Origin of the sequence: Nocardia sp. NPDC052566 (genome assembly GCF_044547285.1) — a bacterium.
Taxonomy (GTDB): Bacteria; Actinomycetota; Actinomycetes; order Mycobacteriales; family Mycobacteriaceae; genus Nocardia.
In genome coordinates, this window is the sequence record NZ_JBIUAF010000003.1 from 932,212 (window position 1) to 948,204 (window position 15,993).

The window sequence follows — 15,993 nt, forward strand, 5'->3', positions numbered from 1 at the left end:
ATTGCGTGCGTTCATCTTCCGGCCAGCTTATAGGGGTGCGCGACTCGAGGGGCTGGCGTCTTAAGGGAATGCGAAGGTACATCGGTTGCGATCGCGGTCGCACGGTATGTCCGATAGATTGGTTTCGCTGTCGGACGGTCGCTACGCATGCGGCCGCCACGTGCCACGTGCGCCGACGAGCGTAAACGGCGCGAGTAAGCCGAAGTCGTAGTGGTTTCGACAGGTAGGTTGCTTCATCAAGTGTCAGGATCGTGTTGACGGAGTCGCTGAGTAGCGGCGGCTTGGGTGCCGCCGAACCCGAACTGTGCCGAGTATCCGTCATCGGGGGGAACACCCAGCTCGATGTCGGGTTGCCCGCGACGGTGCCCATCGCCACCTTCATCGGTGATCTGGTGTCCCTCATCGCCTCTCGTAACCCCGATGTGGTGGAGAGCGACGACGGCGGAACACCGCTGCAGACCGAGCATTGGACGCTGGCCAGACTCGGCCGCGATGCCATCGCGCCGAGTCGCACGCTCACCGAATCCGACGTGTACGACGGCGAGCTGCTCGTGCTGCGGTCGGTGACCGCGAAGGAATCGCCCGCGCTGTTCGACGACGTGATCGATGCGGTATCGCGGCTCACCTCCGTGGACTTCCGTGGCTGGTCGGCGGTTTCGGCCCGCTGGACCGGGCTGCTCGCCGCGGTCGCCGCGGTCGTGCTCGCGCTGGCGATGCTGGTGCGCGACCGCGCACAGTCGGACACGTTGATCGCGCCGTTCATGGTCACCGGCGTCGCGATCGGAATCACCGTCGCGGCGGCGATCGCCGCGCGCAAATACGCCGATACGCTGACCGCGACCTGGCTTTCGCTATGCGGGCTACTGCTGTTCTTCGGCGGCGCCGCCCTGTTCGTGCCGCGCGAGCTCGGTAGTCCCCATCTGCTGCTCGGCTTTTCGGTGCTGCTGGTGGCGGCGGTCGTCGCCTACCGCGCCACCGCGACCGGAGCCGCGCTGTGCGCTGCGGCCGTCACCATCGCGCTGTTCGGCGGGATCAGCGCGGCCGTGCGCATGATCTGGGATTCGGATCCGGCGAAGATCGCGGCGGCGCTGATCGTCGCGGCCATCATCCTGATCTCACTGGTGCCGCGGCTGGCCGCGGTGCTCGCCAGGCTGCCGGTGCCGCCGGTGCCGACCGCGGGCGCGGCGATCGACCCGGCCGATCACGAACCGCGGCCGACCATCGAGGGCATCGGCGCGATCGGCGCCACCGCACTGCCGTCGGCCGCCGGACTCGGCGAACGGGCCCGTGCGGCAAACCAATACCAAACCGGCATGCTCATCGGCTCCGCCATCGCCGCGGTGGTCGGCGCGCTCGGCGCGGCCGACCCGTTCGGCGAGGCCAAGTGGCAGGGCACCGTGCTCGCCGTCGTCACCGCGATCATTCTCTGCACGCGCGGGCGTTCGTTCGCCGATCTCGCGCAGGCGGCCACGCTGATCGGCGCGGGCGCGGCCATCGTCCTCGGGCTGGTGACCGGACTCGCGCTGGGCGATGCCGACCTCTCCTTGCTCGCGGCCGGGCTGCTGCTCGGATTCGCGGTGGTGGTCGTCGCCTTCGGGGTGATCGGACCGCATCTGGAGGTGACGCCGGTGACCAGGCGAATCATGGAAATCGCCGAGTACCTGCTGATCGTCTCGATCATCCCGCTGGTGCTCTGGCTGATGGGTGTGTATGCGATGGCCAGGAACATATGACCGCTCGGGCGTCGCGGCCCGGGAGGTGGCGCGGCACCGCGATGGTGTGCGCCGCCTGGTTCGCCGGTGCCGCCCTACTCGGTGGGCAGGCGCCGGCCGGAGCCATCCCGCCGCCGACCATCGATCCCGGCGCGCTCGGTGCCGCGCAGGGTCTCAGCGGAAAGCCCGCACCGCTCGAACCGACCGAGCAGCGCGTCGTCTGCGCGGAACCGGTGCTCACCAAGGGCAATCCAGCCGAGCCGCCGCTGGCGCAGAAGGTGCTCGATCTACCGACGGCATGGCAGTTCAGCAGAGGCGCGGGCCAGAAGGTCGCGGTCATCGATACCGGCGTCGCCCGGCATCCGCGGCTGCCCCTGCTGCAACCGGGCGGTGACTACGTCTCCGATACCGACGGCACCGTCGACTGCGATGGGCACGGCACCATCGTCGCGGGGATCATCGCGGCGCGGCAGAGCCAGGACGACGCGTTCGCCGGCGTCGCGCCCGATGCCGAGATCCTCACCATCAGGCAGTTGAGCCTGGCATACGAACCCAAGGATCGGCAGCGCCAGAACGGGCAGACGCCCGGCTCGATCGTCAGCTCCGGTTACGGCAACGTGCTCACGCTGGCCGGTGCGGTGGTGCGCGCCGTCGATATGGGCGCCACCGTCATCAATATCTCCGAAGTCGCCTGCAGCACGGCCGGATCCGATACCGCCGACGCGACGCTCGGCGCCGCGGTGAAATATGCCTACGACCGCAATGTCGTGGTGGTGGCGGCCGCGGGCAACCTGCAGTCCGACGGCGCCTGCCAGACACAGAACGAACGCAGCGGCTGGTCCTCGGTATCGACGATCGCCAGCCCGGCGTGGTTCACGCCGTATGTGCTCGCCGTCGGTTCGATTGATCCCGGTGGCTCGGTATCACAGCTGTCGCTGAACGGGCCGTGGGTCGGGGTCGCCGCCATCGGCAGGCAGATCGTCTCGTTGGACACGAAACCCGGCGGGGTCGGTCTGGTCGACGGTATTCCGACCCAGGAGGGGCTGCGCCCGATCGAGGGCACCAGCTTTGCCGCGCCCTATGTCGCCGGGCTGGCCGCCCTGCTGCGCGCCAGGTTCCCAGAATTGAACGCGGCCCAGGTGATCGACCGCATCGTGCGTACCGCGCACGCCCAGGGCGCCGGACGTGACGACAAGGTCGGCGCCGGACTGATCGACCCGGTCGCCGCGCTGACCGCGCAACTGCCGGACAAGCCGCCGACCGCGGGGGCCGATCGTGGCCGCCCCATCGCCGCGCCGGTGACGCCGCCCGGACCGGATCCGCTGCCGCGCCGGGTCGCGGTCATCGGCTCGCTCACCTGTCTCGCGGCGCTCGGAATCGGTGCGGCGCTGACTGTTCCATTCCGGCGGCAGCGTCGCTACGCCGTCGACGATCTCGAATCCGACGCGACAGATCGATAGAGGATCAATGGTTACCGAAGGTTTCGTGCGCCGTCCCCGCATCGCCCCGCCCCGTGCGCCTGGCGGTGAGGTGGCCTTGAACGCGCCGCCGGAGATCCAGCGGGCGATGCCCGCGCCGCTGCTGATGAAGCTGATGCCCGTCGTGATGGTGGTCGCGGTCGTCGGCATGATCGCGTTCATGGTGATGATGGGGCGCAGCCTGCTGCAGAACCCGTTCAGCATGATGTTTCCGATGATGATGCTCATGTCCATGGGCGGCATGATGATGGGCATGCGCGGCATGGGCCCCAAGGGCGCCGCCGAGCTCAACGAGGAACGCAAGGACTACTTCCGCTACCTCGATCAGATGCGAAAAGAGGTGCGGCGCACCGGAAACAAGCAGCTGGAGGCGCTCACCTGGAGTCATCCGGAACCGATCGATCTGCCCTCGGTGATCGGCACCCGCCGGATGTGGGAGCGGCGCCCGAACGACCCGGACTTCGGACATGTGCGCGTCGGGGTCGGCAGTCATCGCCTGGCCACCAAGCTGGCCAGGCCGGAGACCGGGCCGCTGGAAGACCTCGAGCCGGTCTCCACCGTCGCGCTGCGCCGCTTCGTGCGCACCCACTCGGTGGTGCACGACCTGCCCACCGCGGTATCGCTGCGCGCCTTCCCGGCGATCAACCTCGGCGGCGACAGCACCGAGGCCAGGATGCTGGCACGCGCGATGCTGATGGAGCTCACCGCCTTTCACGGGCCCGACCATGTCGCGGTGGCCATCGTCTGTGCCGAACCGGACGATCCGGCCTGGGCCTGGGCGAAATGGCTGCCGCACCTGCAACATCCGACGGTCCGAGACGGAATGGGTTCGGCCAGAATGATGTACGGCTCGCTGGCCGAGCTGGAGACCGCGCTGTCCTCGGAGCTGCTCGAGCGCGGCCGGTTCATGCGCAACCCACAGCCGACCCAGGGCAGGCTGCATCTTGTCGTCGTCATCGATGACGGTTACGTCAACGGCACCGAGCGACTGATCAGCGAGTCCGGCCTCGACTCGGTCACCGTGCTCGACCTCACCGCGCCGGAGAACGGCCTCGCCGCGCGCCGCGGCCTGCAGCTTGTGGTCGGCAACGGCGAGGTGAGCGCGCGCAGTGCCACCGGTGTCGAAAAGTTCGCTACCGCGGACGAAGTCAGCATCGCCGAAGGCGAATCGTTCGCCAGGAGCCTGGCCAGGTTCCGGATCGCTACCGCGGCCCAGATCGTCAGCCTCGGCGACGACACCCGCGCCGATCCCGGCCTGATGGCGCTGCTGAAGATTCCGGACGCCGCGCAGATCGATCCGGCCAAGGTGTGGCGCCCGCGTACCGCGCGTGAGCGGCTGCGGGTGCCGATCGGCACCACCCCCGACGGCACGCCGGTCGAGATCGACATCAAGGAATCCGCCGAGTACGGCATGGGTCCGCACGGATTGTGCATCGGCGCGACCGGTTCGGGTAAGTCGGAGTTCCTGCGCACGCTGGTGCTTTCGATGGTGACCACGCATTCGCCGGATGCGCTGAACCTGGTGCTCGTCGACTTCAAGGGCGGCGCGACCTTCCTCGGCCTCGACCCGCTGCCGCACGTCGCGGCGGTCATCACCAACCTCGAGGAAGAACTCTCGATGGTGGACCGCATGAAGGACGCGCTGGCCGGCGAGATGAACCGCCGCCAGGAGCTGCTTCGCGCGGCCGGAAACTACGCCAACGTCACCGATTACGAGAAGGCGCGCGCCGCGGGCGTCGCGCTCGATCCGCTGCCCGCACTGTTCGTGATCGTCGACGAGTTCTCCGAACTCCTTTCGCAGAAACCGGATTTCGCGGATCTGTTCGTGATGATCGGCCGCCTCGGCCGGTCGCTGCACGTGCACCTGTTGCTCGCCTCGCAGCGGCTGGAGGAGAACAAGCTGCGCGGCCTGGATTCGCACCTGTCCTACCGGATCGGCCTGCGTACCTTCTCCGCCAACGAATCTCGTGCCGTGCTCGGCATCACCGATGCCTACCACCTGCCCGGCATCCCCGGTTCGGGCTACCTCAAGAGCGACGCGGACGATCCGCTGCGGTTCAACACCACCTATGTTTCCGGGCCGTATGTTTCGCCGACCGGCACCAGGAAGGTCGACGGCCGCCTGGTCGGCGGCCAGGCGCCGGCCGAGTTCACCGCGGGCCCGGTCGCGATTCCGGAACGTCCCGAACTGCCCGAGCCGGTGCGACCAGCCCTGCCCGATCTGCCGCCGCCGCCCGGCGCTGCGGGCAGCGAGGCCGAGGGCATTCCCGACTCGCTGCTCGAGGTGGTGGTGAAACGCCTTACCGGACACGGCCGCCCGGCGCACGAGGTGTGGCTGCCGCCCTTGGACGAGTCGCCGACGGTGGATATGTTGCTGCCCGATCCGGATTGGCGTTCCCCGGTCAACCGGCACGGCCAGCTGTGGATGCCGATCGGCATCATCGACAAGCCCTACGAGCAGCGCCGTGATGTGCTGACCATCCATTTGGCCGGTGCCCAGGGCAATATCGCCGTGGTCGGCGGTCCGCAGTCGGGTAAGTCGACGACGATCCGCACCATCATCATGGCCGCCGCGGCCACCCATACACCGGAGCAGGTGCAGTTCTACTGCCTCGACTTCGGCGGTGGTAGCTTGACCAGTCTCAACGGCGTGCCCCACGTCGGCTCGGTCGCCGGTCGTCTGGACAGCGACCGGGTGCGGCGCACCATCGCCGAGCTGACCACGCTGATGCGCCAGCGTGAGGAGCGTTTCGGCCAGCTGGGCATCGAATCCATGACCGACTTCCGGCGGCGCAAGTACGCCCAGCTGGAGGCGAGGCTGATCAACGGCACCGACGCCGCGCCCGACGATCCGCTCGCCGCGGACCAATACGGCGACGTGTTCCTGGTGATCGACGGCTGGGCGGTCGTGCGCGAGGAGTTCGAGGCACTGGAGCCGCAGATCAATGCCCTTGGTGCACAGGGCCTTTCGTTCGGCATCCACGTGATCCTCGGTGCCTCGCGCTGGGCCGAGATCCGGCCCGCGATCAAGGATCAGATCGGCACCAGGCTCGAACTGCGCCTCGGCGACCCGTCGGATTCCGAAATGGGCAGGCGCACCGCGGCTCTGGTGCCGGTCGGGCGACCGGGACGCGGTCTGACCCCGGACGAGCTGCACATGCTCATCGCGCTGCCGCGGATGGACTCCAACTCCGATACCGCGACGCTGATGGACGGCGTATCGGAGGCGAGGACCCAGCTGACCGAACTGTACGGAGAGCGGCGCGCGCCCGTCGTGCGCATGCTGCCGCTGCAGATCACCCGCGACGAGGTACGGGCGATCGCGGCCGAACGCGATATCGAGCTCGGCCCCAACCAGGCGCTCGTCGGCCTCGGCGAGAACGAATTGTCGCCGTTCATCATCGATTTCAACACCGAACCGCACTTCATGGCCTTCGCCGACGTCGAGTGCGGCAAGACAACGCTGCTGCGCAACATCGCGATGGGCATCGCCGAGAACTCGACCCCGGAGCAGGCCAAGATCATCCTGATCGACTACCGGCGCACCATGCTCGGTGTGGTCGACCCGGACCGCCTCGGCGGCTACTCGACCTCCTCGCAGACGTCCGGTTCGATGATGAACGAGCTGGCGCGGTTCATGGCCAAGCGGATTCCGCCTTCCGATATCACCCCGCAGCAGCTGCGCGAACGCAGCTGGTGGACGGGCCCGGATATCTATGTCCTCGTCGACGACTACGACATGCTCGGCACCGGTACCTCCAACCCGCTGCTGCCGCTGGTCGAATTCCTGCCACAGGCAAGGGATGTCGGGCTGCACCTGATCGTCACCCGGCGCATGGGCGGTGTCACCCGCGCGCTGTACGACCATGTGCTCGGCGGCATGAAGGATATGTCGGTCGACGCACTGCTCATGAGCGGTCCCAAGGACGAGGGCAGGGTGCTCGGCGATATTCGCCCGTCGAAGCTGCCACCCGGCCGAGGCACGCTGGTCTCGCGGTCGCACGGCCAGGAGATGGTGCAGCTCGCCTATCTCCCGCCGCTGTAATCGCCTGTCGCTGTTCGCGAACCGCTACTGGCTGTTCGCGAACAGCGCGTACTGCGCCGCCGCGCGCTGCCGTGCGTCGTTCACCTGGTTGCTGAACACGTGCGCCACGTAGCGGCGGTAACGCACCACGCAGACGTACTTGGGCCAGGACTTCTCACCGGGCGGGCTGTCGTCGACGCAGGTGGCGTCCGGAATGTTCGCCGGTGGCTCGATCACCTTCAGTCCTGGCGCGGCGAAAATATCGCGCGCCAGACCCTTCGCCGCTTCGTCGTCGCGGGTGCGGATGGTGGTCATCTGATCTCCACTGCCGGGGAGGCGGTTGATGCCGAAGACGTCGGCGCCCGCCTTCGCGTACATCGCCTTGACGCTGCGGTCGGGCCTGGTGTGCAGATAGCCCTGTAATCCGAAGGCCGCGTGTTCCGTTGTGGCCGGCCTGCTCTCGCCGTTCACGTTCAAGCTGCGGCGCAGGATGCCCTGCGGGTCGTAGTCGAGCAGGAGCACCTCCTCGGCACTCAGCGGCTTCAGCGAATCCAGCAGCGGTAGTTGTGCGGCGTATGCCTTCTCCGCCTGTGCGGTGAGGCCGGCCAGGTCGGGCGTGCTCAGCCGCAACTGGATGCTGACGGCGTAGCGGCCGTGCGCCATGGTGGTACCGATGCTCGGCCAGTCCGGGCGCCAATGTGCCAGCGCGCCAGGGTAGTTGGGTAGCGTGACCGGCTGATTCTGGTCGGCGTCCGCCGCGAAGTCGGCGACATCCAACTCGGTGGCCGCGCGCCGGGCCGAATCCTCGTCGGGGAATTGCAGAACCGCGACCCTGGCGCGTTTGGCGGCGTGCTGCTGTTCGGGGTGGAAGTCGAGTTCTCCTGTCTTGCCCGAGATCTCGGCGGTCGCCGCCGAGCTGAACCCGAACAGCATGCCGTTGCGGTCGAGCACCTCCTCGGCGCCCTTGGGGAGCAGGTCCTCGTACAGCACCGCGCCCCATGCCGAACCGACACCGCTCCACCGCAACTGGTACCCGATGTCGGGGTCGATATCGCTGCCCGTCACCACATGGTCGGCCAGGCGCATGGCGGCGAGCTGTTTGCCGTTCGTCGGGTTGTGCTTGTACCGGGTGCGCAGATCGAGCGGTTCGGTGGAGTAGTTGCCGATATCGAGTGTGCGCACATCGATTTCGCCCGCGTGCGGATCGCCGGGCAGCGGAGCGGCGCAGCCCGTCAGCGCTACGGCCGCAGTGGCCGCCAGCAGCCCCATGCGTCGTGTAATCAAGTGTCCCCCTACTCGATGGCGCCCAGAAGGGCGTACTGCGCCGAGATCCGCTGCTGGGCGTCGATCAGCTGCGGTGCGACCGCGGACGCCGCGAACCGGCCGTGCGCGACCACGCAGATGTAGCGAACACTGGCGGAACGCGACGTCTTTCGGCTCTGCTTGCAGCGGGCCGCGGGCAGGTTCCTCGGGGCTTCGGCGGTTTTGTAGTCCTTGCCGAGCTCCGCGTTCCAGTCACGGGCCCGCAGCGCGGCCGCCGCGTCCTTGGCGCGGAACAGGTAGCCGCCGTTGTACGCGACGCGATCGATCCCGTTCTCCTCGAACATCGTTCGCCCGCTGGCCGAATCGCCGACGAGATGCAGGCCGCCCTTGCCGTCGTACACGGCCGGGCCGTCGTACACGCCGCGCCCGCCGAACCACTTCTCCTTGCCCGTGCGATTGACCGACTCCAGGCGGCCGACCGCGTACTCGAGCACGCGATCCGGATCCAAGGGCACGGTGCCCAGCTTGTCGAGTGCGGTCGGCTGATAGCCGGCGAGCCTGCGCGCGACGGTGTCGATGTTGCGCTCCGTCAGCCGGGCGAGCGCGGGCACATCCCTCGTCTTCAGCTGCCGCTTCGCGTTGTCGGTGAGTTCGGTGACGATGACGAATCGTTCACTGGCATACCAGGTTCGCAGCTGCTGAGTGGACGGTCGCCAGTGCGCGCTCGCCTGTGGGTACTTCTCGATCGGCACGGGCTCGTTGGTGGTGAGCTGTGTCTTCGCCAGCGCGGTCGCGGCGCGCGCCGCCGCCGCGCTGTCCGGGAATGCCAGCACCGTGGTGTCCATCTCGATGGCGATGTCGTCGTCCTCGTTGGACAGTCCGGTGGTGGCGTAACCGGCGATCACGTCTTTGGCGTCGGCGTCGAAGTTCTCCGCGTCGGTGCGTACGAAGGCGAAACCGGCGCGCTGGAACTTGAACGCGGGGTCGGTGTCGGCGGGCACCGGCATCCGGTTGGCCAGCCGCTGCGCCTCGAAATAGCGTGGTATGTCCGGAGAATCGGGATCGGCGAACGGCACCGGCTTGGTCGAGTAGGCCCCGACGTCGAGCTGGCCGGTGTCGACTTCCGGTGCCGTTGGAGTGTCGGACCCGCAGCCCACGGTCAGCGAAAGCGCGATCAATCCGGCCGCAAGCAAACACATCGAACTCCGCAAGGATCCCCCCTCGGGCAAACCATATGCAGCGGTGACGGACTGCTCCCGCCAGCCTCGGGACTCACTGTGCCACAAGAACTCGAGAGTCCGCAACGCGAGCGCTATTCGCTTATTCGGTCGGTATCGTCGCTGTGCCGCAAACTCGCGGTCTGTTGTCGAGGGATTTTCAAGAGATAAGTTGCTGCTTTGCGCTGGAAAGCGTTTCGATTTCCTGTAATGCGGCCTGATCGAATTTCCATGTGTCGGTGCGGCGTTCGAATAACGCGCGAGAAGGGCCGGAAGTCAGCGGTCCGGCGATTCGCGCCAATTGAAATCCGGCGCGGTGGTAGTAGTCGTGCAGATCGGTATTCGTGGTCCACGCATCGAGTCGTACCCAGGCTCGATGATGAAGGTGCGCAAGCATTCCCGCGTGTTCCAGCATCCGGTGCCCGACGCGCTGACCGGCGAAGCGAAGATCGACGATCATGAAATGCACGATCACCGCGTCGGTCAATTCCCACGGCGACCACAGCCCGGGGTCGGCACGCTCGTTGACGGTGATGGTGCCCGCCGGCCCGCCGTCCACCTCGGCGATCCAGGTCTCACCCGCGTCGAGGGAGCGGCCGACCGTCCTGGCGAAGATCTCGATCGGGAGCCCGCGGCCTGCCACCGTCCACTGGTCGGAACCGCGTGCGGTGAGCCACGCCGTGCGCTGCACCCGCAGCCGACAGATCAGGCCGAGATCGCCGAATGTCGCTTGGCGGAGCACGGTAGTCATGGCAAAGAGATACCAGGCCTGTACGAGGCGCCGAGCGTGCTGCGGATGACATAGGTGCCCTCGGCGTCGCCTAGCTCGTAGGCGATGCGATTGCGGCTGGCGATCGACCGATGCCTGGTAGCACGGGTTACCCGCTCATGATTGGCGCCGATCCGCAGGTGGTCCAGCAGGATCGTGCCGGTGGCGACGCCGAGCACGACGGCCTCCTCTGCGCTGGCCGGCCGGGCGACCAGCGTGTCTCGATGCGCGGTTTCGGCATGGCCACGGTCGGCCAGCCGCCGGGTGGTGCCCTCCGGGATATCGTGCGGCGAGTCGATTCCGGTGGCCTCGGCCAGGTCTCGGGGATAGAAGCTCACCTCCCACGACCACGGCTCGTTGTCCAGTAGCTGCACCACGGTGCGGGCGAGCACCCACGAGTCCTCGGGCACCCCCAGCCACACCGCGACCTCCGGGCTGGCCGGCTCCATCTTGGCACTGAACTCCTTGGCGGGTTCGCGGTGCGCGCCGCGCGCGATCTCTTCGAAGATATCGTGCGGAGATTGCGGCCGATCCGGTCTAATTGGGTCGGTGACAACGGATTCCAGCACTTCCTGATTACGCACGATGGTGCCGCGGGAAGTGGCGGTGTATACCAGATTTTCGGTGACCAAGACCTGAATTGCGTTGCGGGCGGTAGTGATCGAAACCTGCATCTGATCGGCCAGTTCGGTGTGGCTGGGCAGTCGATCTCCCGGCTGCCATTTGCCTGCGCGGATCTCCTCGCGGAGGAGGTCTGCGATCCGGTGATACGTCGGACCGTCCGCCATCTTGCTCCTCGGTTGGTCGTGCAGGTAACGAAGTGTACTCTTTCCGACTTCCTACGGCCCGGTAACGCTTGACAGGGGCCTTCAGAGGTTTATTGTAATGAACGTCCTGATCCGGTGTTGTGCGGCGATGACGGCGAGGCAACGTGGCAGGTTCGGATATATCTACGGTGGTAATGGCTCTCCCCGACACATCGAGGTGTGTCGATTCGGAGGTGCAGTCCGTGAGTCCCGGACTGCTTCCGACTTCGGATCTACTTGTTCGGGCGTGTCGCGGGCACCGCGTCGTCGGTGGTCCGCTGCTCTGGTTCGCCCGCGATCTGGCCGTGTTGCATGAGAGACGGCTGGTCGGCCGGGGTGGATCGGTGGACACCGATCCGACGGCGATCATCGAAATCGAGCGCCGCCGAATCGAATTGGTGATGGCGATCGACGACTGGGTCACCCGTAGTGTGCCAAGGCACCGGCTCGGTGCGACCCTGCATACCGAAACCGTCGGCGCGGTGATCGACCGGCTAGCCGAGTCGTCGGTGCGTGCCCACCACGCGCTGATGACGCTCGACGCGCACGATGACCTATTGCACGGGGCGTGGCACCATCTCGCCGAATTGGCCGACGCCTACGACGACTTGATCCGCGATGTGCTCGCGGGCAGGCGCCGCCTACCGGAGTGGTAACAGTCACGCCCGACGCGCCGACCCCCTCGCGGCGCGAAAACCTCACGGCCGGTAGGAGATTCAGTCTCCTACCGGCCGTGAGGCGTTTACGGCTCAGTCGCTAGCGGCCGTCGAAGCGGCGGTGATCGGTGGCGAAATCGTCGGCGACGGTCGCCGCCAGCTCCACGTAGGCCCGCTTGGTCTGCTTGTTCAGCCGGTGCAGGTCGATCTCGGCGCCCTCGGACATATGCGAATCGAACGGGATGATGTGCACCGCGCGGCAGCGGGACAGGAAGTACTCTCGCAGCTGCTGGATGCCGACGTTCGGCGAACCGGCCCGCGGTGAGTTGATCACCACCACCGCGTTGCGCACCAGATGGTCGTGCCCGTGCAGGGACAGCCAATCCAAAGTCGCTGCGGCACTGCGTGCCCCGTCGATGGCGGGGGAGGAGATCAGCACCAGCGAATGCGCCAGGTCGAGCACGCCCGACATCGCCGAATGCATCAGCCCGGTGCCGCAGTCGGTGAGGATGATGTTGTAGAACCGCTGCAGTACGCGCGCGACGGCGCGGTACTCGTCCTCGCTGAACGCCTCCGACGCCGCCGGATCCCGCTCGCTGGCAAGCACTTCCAGCCTGCTCGTGGCCTGCGAGGTATGCCTGCGCACATCCGAGTACCGCTGGATCGCCGGATCGAGCAGCAGATCGCGCACCGTCGAGCGGGTCTGCAGCGGCACCCGCTGCGACAGCGTCCCGAAGTCGGGGTTGGCGTCCACCGCGATCACCCGGTCGCCACGGATGGACGCGAACGTCGACCCGAGTCCCATGGTGGTGGTGGTCTTACCGACGCCACCCTTCAGCGAGAGCACCGCGATCCGATAGTCGCCGCGCACCGGCTGCCTGATCCGCGCGACCAGCTCCTGCAGCCGCTGCTCCTCCGCCGACATCCCGGGATTGATCGCCCCGCGCGACGCATGATGCACCGCCTTACGCCATCCGGACCCCGGCGCCTTGGTAGCCCGCCGCAACGGCACATCATCCAGCGAAGGCGGCGGCCCCTGCTGCGGCCGATACCCCGCCTGCTGCCCACCCGGCACCCCCCAGGGCGGCAACTGCCCAGTCCCATAAGCAATTTGCTGCGGCCCCTGCGGCCCGTGCTGCACCCCCGGCTGCCCATACCCTTGCGGCGCCTGACCACCCGGCGCGGCTGAACCGGCTCCGGGCTGTCCGTAGCCCGTCGTACCCACCGGCGGCTGGCCGTGCGCCCCCGCCTGATCGCCGCCGGGCGCGGTTGAGCCAACCCCCGGCTGCCCGTAACCGACAGCGCCCTGCGGCGATTGGCCATGAACACCTGGGTGGTCAGCACCCGGCGCATACGATCCGCCGCCCAGCTGTCCATGAACCACGGTGCCGTCCGGCGATTGCGAACCCGGCGCCTGCTGGCCGTAGCCCCCAGGGATCTGTGTAAACCCGCCGTGCGGACCGGGCTCTACTCCAGGAGCGTGCGCCCCGTCCGGTGCCTGCTGCACGAAACCGCCCACACCCTGCGCCGATTGGCCCGTGCCATAGGGATTCTGCTGGTCAGCGCCCGGCGCCTGCGACCCAGTGCCCGCCTGCCCGTAAACCACGGTGCTATCCGGCGCCCCAGGCACCTGTTGCCCGTAACCCCCAGGGATTTCGGGTGATTGGCCGTGCGGACCAGCCTGGCTCGAGCCGGGCACCTGCTGGCTGAAGCCGCCCACATTCTGTAGTGGTTGGCCTGTGCCATGCGGTCCCTGCTGGTCGAAGCCCGGCGCGTGTGGTCCGACGCCGGGTTGCCCGTAAACCATGGTGCTGTCCGACTGTCCAGTACCGGCGTGATCACCGCCGGGCGGCACCGAGCCCGGTGTCTGCTGTGCGAAACCATCTGCACCCTGCGCCGATTGGCTGCCATAGGGGTTCTGCTGGTCAGCGCGCTGCGCGTGCGGCCCGGTGCCCGCTTGCCCGTAGACCATGGTGCTGTCGGACTGCCCGGCGTCGCCCAGCGGTGCCGAGTCGGGCACCCGCTGGCTGAAGCCGCCCACATTCTGTGGTGGTTGGCCTGCGCCTTGCGGTCCCTGCTGGTCGAAGCCCGGCGCGTGTGGTCCGACGCCGGGTTGCCCGTAATCCGCAGGGGGTTGCGGTGATTGGCCGTAGGGTGCGTGCTGGTCTGCACCGTAGGGGCTCGAGTGGTCGAGGCCGGGTGCGTGTGGTCCGGCTGTTCGGCCATGGACCATGGTGGCTTCGGACGGGTTGCTGCCCGGTGGCTGCGGTCCTGTCGCACCCTGCGGTGGCTGATCCGTGGCGTACGGATGCCGCTGATCGATGCCAGGGGCGGGTGGTCCGGCGATGGGGGATTCGGCCCAATCCGGTCGTCCGTAGAGAACGGTGTTGTCGTTGCCGGGACCGCCGGGGATCTGTTGTCCGTGGTCGGCCGCGCCTTGCGGTGCTGTGGCCCAGTCCGGGAGTTCGCTGTCTCCCGAGCCGGGTGCGGCCGACTGGTCGAGGGCTGGTCCGTGGGCGGTCGGGTCCGGCTGATCGGCGCCGGTGAAACCGGCGGGTTCGTCGAGATCCGGCTCCGATGCGGATGTGTCACGTGACGATTCACTCGGAAGGGGAGGAATCGGGTGCGGATCGCCTGGCTGGTGGGACTCCTGGCCTGGTGACGAGCTTTCGAGTTCCGCGCGTGACGGTTCGTCCGGTGCGCCGGGTAAGGCGTGTTCGCTCGGTGTGTGTGAGCCGCCGGCCAGTTGGGCGTATGCGGCGGCCGCGGCTTCGCTGACCTGATAGTCCGGGGGGAGGCGGTGGCGGCCGGTCGGCCGGCCGGGTGCCCCGCTTTCCGCACCGGAGGTCACCCAGCCCGGCGTGATGGGGCCGCTATCCCGTTGTGCCGGTTCGGGATCCGAATCGTCCGGGAATGCGTCACGCCCGCCGTCATCGGACAAACGTTGTGGGGCAGTGCCGTTGTCGTCGGTGGCCGGTGCGGTCTCGGATCCACTGCCGACCTCGGAGGGCGCGGAACCTGCTGCGGCCGAGTCCGATTCGAGCGCTTCCGGCTGCTCGGCCTTGGGTGGGCCCGCGAGCCAGTCCGGCTCGTCGGTATCGTCGGAAGTGGTCTCCGGTTCGGCCTCGCCGCGCGCCGCGAATTCGCTTGGCGGCGGCGGAATCTCGAGCCGGGCGGGCGGCGCGACGGGGCCACGTTCGGCAGTTGATTCGGTCTCGTTCCAGCTGTGCTGCGGACCGGCCAGCCACGGCGGCGACGCGTCGAGCTCCGGCGCTGGTGGTTCGCCGACGGGCGGGGCCTGCGGCGAATGGGCCTGCGTCGCAGGGGGATCCGGCAGTGGCGGCTGCGGTGGCAGCTCGGGGCGCTCCGGTGCGACGGCCTCGGTCGGCGCCGGCTCCTCAGCGGGTTTGGCGCCGAGCGGCTGGAACGCCGCGGACGGCTGTCGCGGATTGCGCGTCGGCAGGCCTTGGCGGGCCCCCTCGGCACGTTCCGGCCCGGACTGCCACGCACTGTCGGGATGCTGCACCGGCGGCGCGGGTGCCTCGGTGCGCGCCTGCGGCGGCTGTTCCTGTGCATCCGGATAGGAGCGCGGACCCAGCTGTGGTGGTTGTCCCTGCGGCGCGGGCTGCTCTTGTCCGCCCTGTTCCTCGCGGCCGCGCAGCCAACCCTTGCGCTTCTTCTCCGGCCGGGGCTCCGGCCGCTCACCCTCGGTGCCGCGGGACTTGAAGCGGCCGCGCCGCGGGGCGGGCGTGTCGTCGATGAGATCCTCGTGCGGGAGGTTCTGCACCGGTGCTTCGTAGCCGCTTGTGACTTCGCTCTCTGATAGCCACGGCGGCAGCATAGGGAGGCCGTCATTGTTGCGACTCACGCGTCCCCCTTGAAGGCTCCTCGACCTATAACCAGAACAGCGGCCAGTTTACGCGATCCTTCGGCGCCGCTATGGGGCGGATCACCCCGCTCGGGACGGCCCATTTTTGCCTGATCGAGCGCATATCGGTAAGCTGGAGCGGCGGTGCACCTACGTGCCGACTGTTCGCGTGCCTCCCGTCAGGTCAACTGACTGGTTCA

Annotated in this window: 9 protein-coding genes; 4 read left to right on the top strand and 5 right to left on the bottom strand. The window is 68.0% G+C overall.

Going from position 1 to position 15,993, the window contains the following annotated elements; translation table 11 throughout:
* The first annotated feature begins 251 nt into the window (after window positions 1–251).
* Genes eccD through eccCa form a run of 3 tightly spaced genes read left to right on the top strand, consistent with a single transcriptional unit; the run spans window position 252 to window position 7,235 of the window.
* Window positions 252–1,733 (top strand): type VII secretion integral membrane protein EccD, encoded by a 1,482-nt coding sequence (eccD, locus tag ACIG5A_RS18025; RefSeq protein ID WP_397241329.1) that lies wholly within the window; start codon window positions 252–254, stop codon window positions 1,731–1,733.
* A 41-nt stretch (window positions 1,734–1,774) separates the two neighbouring features.
* Window positions 1,775–3,172: a type VII secretion-associated serine protease mycosin gene (gene mycP / locus ACIG5A_RS18030; protein WP_397241850.1), complete on the top strand. Its 1,398-nt coding sequence runs from the start codon at window positions 1,775–1,777 to the stop codon at window positions 3,170–3,172.
* A gap of 7 nt (window positions 3,173–3,179) precedes the next feature.
* Window positions 3,180–7,235, top strand: coding sequence for a type VII secretion protein EccCa (gene eccCa / locus ACIG5A_RS18035; RefSeq protein WP_397241330.1), 4,056 nt, complete (start codon window positions 3,180–3,182; stop codon window positions 7,233–7,235).
* A 24-nt stretch (window positions 7,236–7,259) separates the two neighbouring features.
* Here the strand turns inward: eccCa and ACIG5A_RS18040 are convergent, their stop codons facing one another.
* From ACIG5A_RS18040 to ACIG5A_RS18055, 4 genes are all read right to left on the bottom strand, one after another.
* Window positions 7,260–8,498 (bottom strand): hypothetical protein, encoded by a 1,239-nt coding sequence (locus ACIG5A_RS18040; protein WP_397241331.1) that lies wholly within the window; start codon window positions 8,496–8,498, stop codon window positions 7,260–7,262.
* Window positions 8,499–8,506: 8 nt separating this feature from the next.
* The gene (locus ACIG5A_RS18045; RefSeq protein ID WP_397241332.1) at window positions 8,507–9,676 is read right to left on the bottom strand and encodes a hypothetical protein; all 1,170 of its coding nucleotides are present in this window, start codon (window positions 9,674–9,676) and stop codon (window positions 8,507–8,509) included.
* 178 nt (window positions 9,677–9,854) lie between these two features.
* Window positions 9,855–10,445, bottom strand: a complete 591-nt coding sequence (locus tag ACIG5A_RS18050; protein ID WP_397241333.1) for a GNAT family N-acetyltransferase — start codon at window positions 10,443–10,445, stop codon at window positions 9,855–9,857.
* Entirely contained in the window at window positions 10,442–11,251 is an 810-nt protein-coding gene (locus tag ACIG5A_RS18055) for a GntR family transcriptional regulator (RefSeq protein ID WP_397241335.1), read from the bottom strand. Before ACIG5A_RS18055 ends, ACIG5A_RS18050 begins: the two co-directional genes overlap by 4 nt.
* A gap of 221 nt (window positions 11,252–11,472) precedes the next feature.
* Here ACIG5A_RS18055 and ACIG5A_RS18060 point away from each other — a divergent pair, with 221 nt between their 5' ends.
* Window positions 11,473–11,925 carry a DUF4254 domain-containing protein gene (locus tag ACIG5A_RS18060; protein WP_397241336.1) on the top strand — a complete coding sequence of 151 codons (453 nt, stop codon included), beginning with the start codon at window positions 11,473–11,475 and terminating at the stop codon, window positions 11,923–11,925.
* Window positions 11,926–12,025: 100 nt separating this feature from the next.
* On the opposite strand, the gene ACIG5A_RS18065 is transcribed toward ACIG5A_RS18060, so the two are convergent.
* Window positions 12,026–15,712 carry an AAA family ATPase gene (locus ACIG5A_RS18065; RefSeq protein WP_397241337.1) on the bottom strand — a complete coding sequence of 1,229 codons (3,687 nt, stop codon included), beginning with the start codon at window positions 15,710–15,712 and terminating at the stop codon, window positions 12,026–12,028.
* Window positions 15,713–15,993 lie beyond the last annotated feature (281 nt).

Excerpts from the sequence above, each read along its gene's own strand:
- mycP (WP_397241850.1), top strand. The coding sequence starts at position 1,775 with ATGGTGTGCGCCGCCTGGTTCGCCGGTGCCGCCCTACTCGGTGGGCAG.
- eccCa (WP_397241330.1), top strand. The coding sequence starts at position 3,180 with ATGGTTACCGAAGGTTTCGTGCGCCGTCCCCGCATCGCCCCGCCCCGT.
- ACIG5A_RS18045 (WP_397241332.1), bottom strand. The coding sequence starts at position 9,676 with ATGTGTTTGCTTGCGGCCGGATTGATCGCGCTTTCGCTGACCGTGGGC.
- ACIG5A_RS18050 (WP_397241333.1), bottom strand. The coding sequence starts at position 10,445 with ATGACTACCGTGCTCCGCCAAGCGACATTCGGCGATCTCGGCCTGATC.
- ACIG5A_RS18055 (WP_397241335.1), bottom strand. The coding sequence starts at position 11,251 with ATGGCGGACGGTCCGACGTATCACCGGATCGCAGACCTCCTCCGCGAG.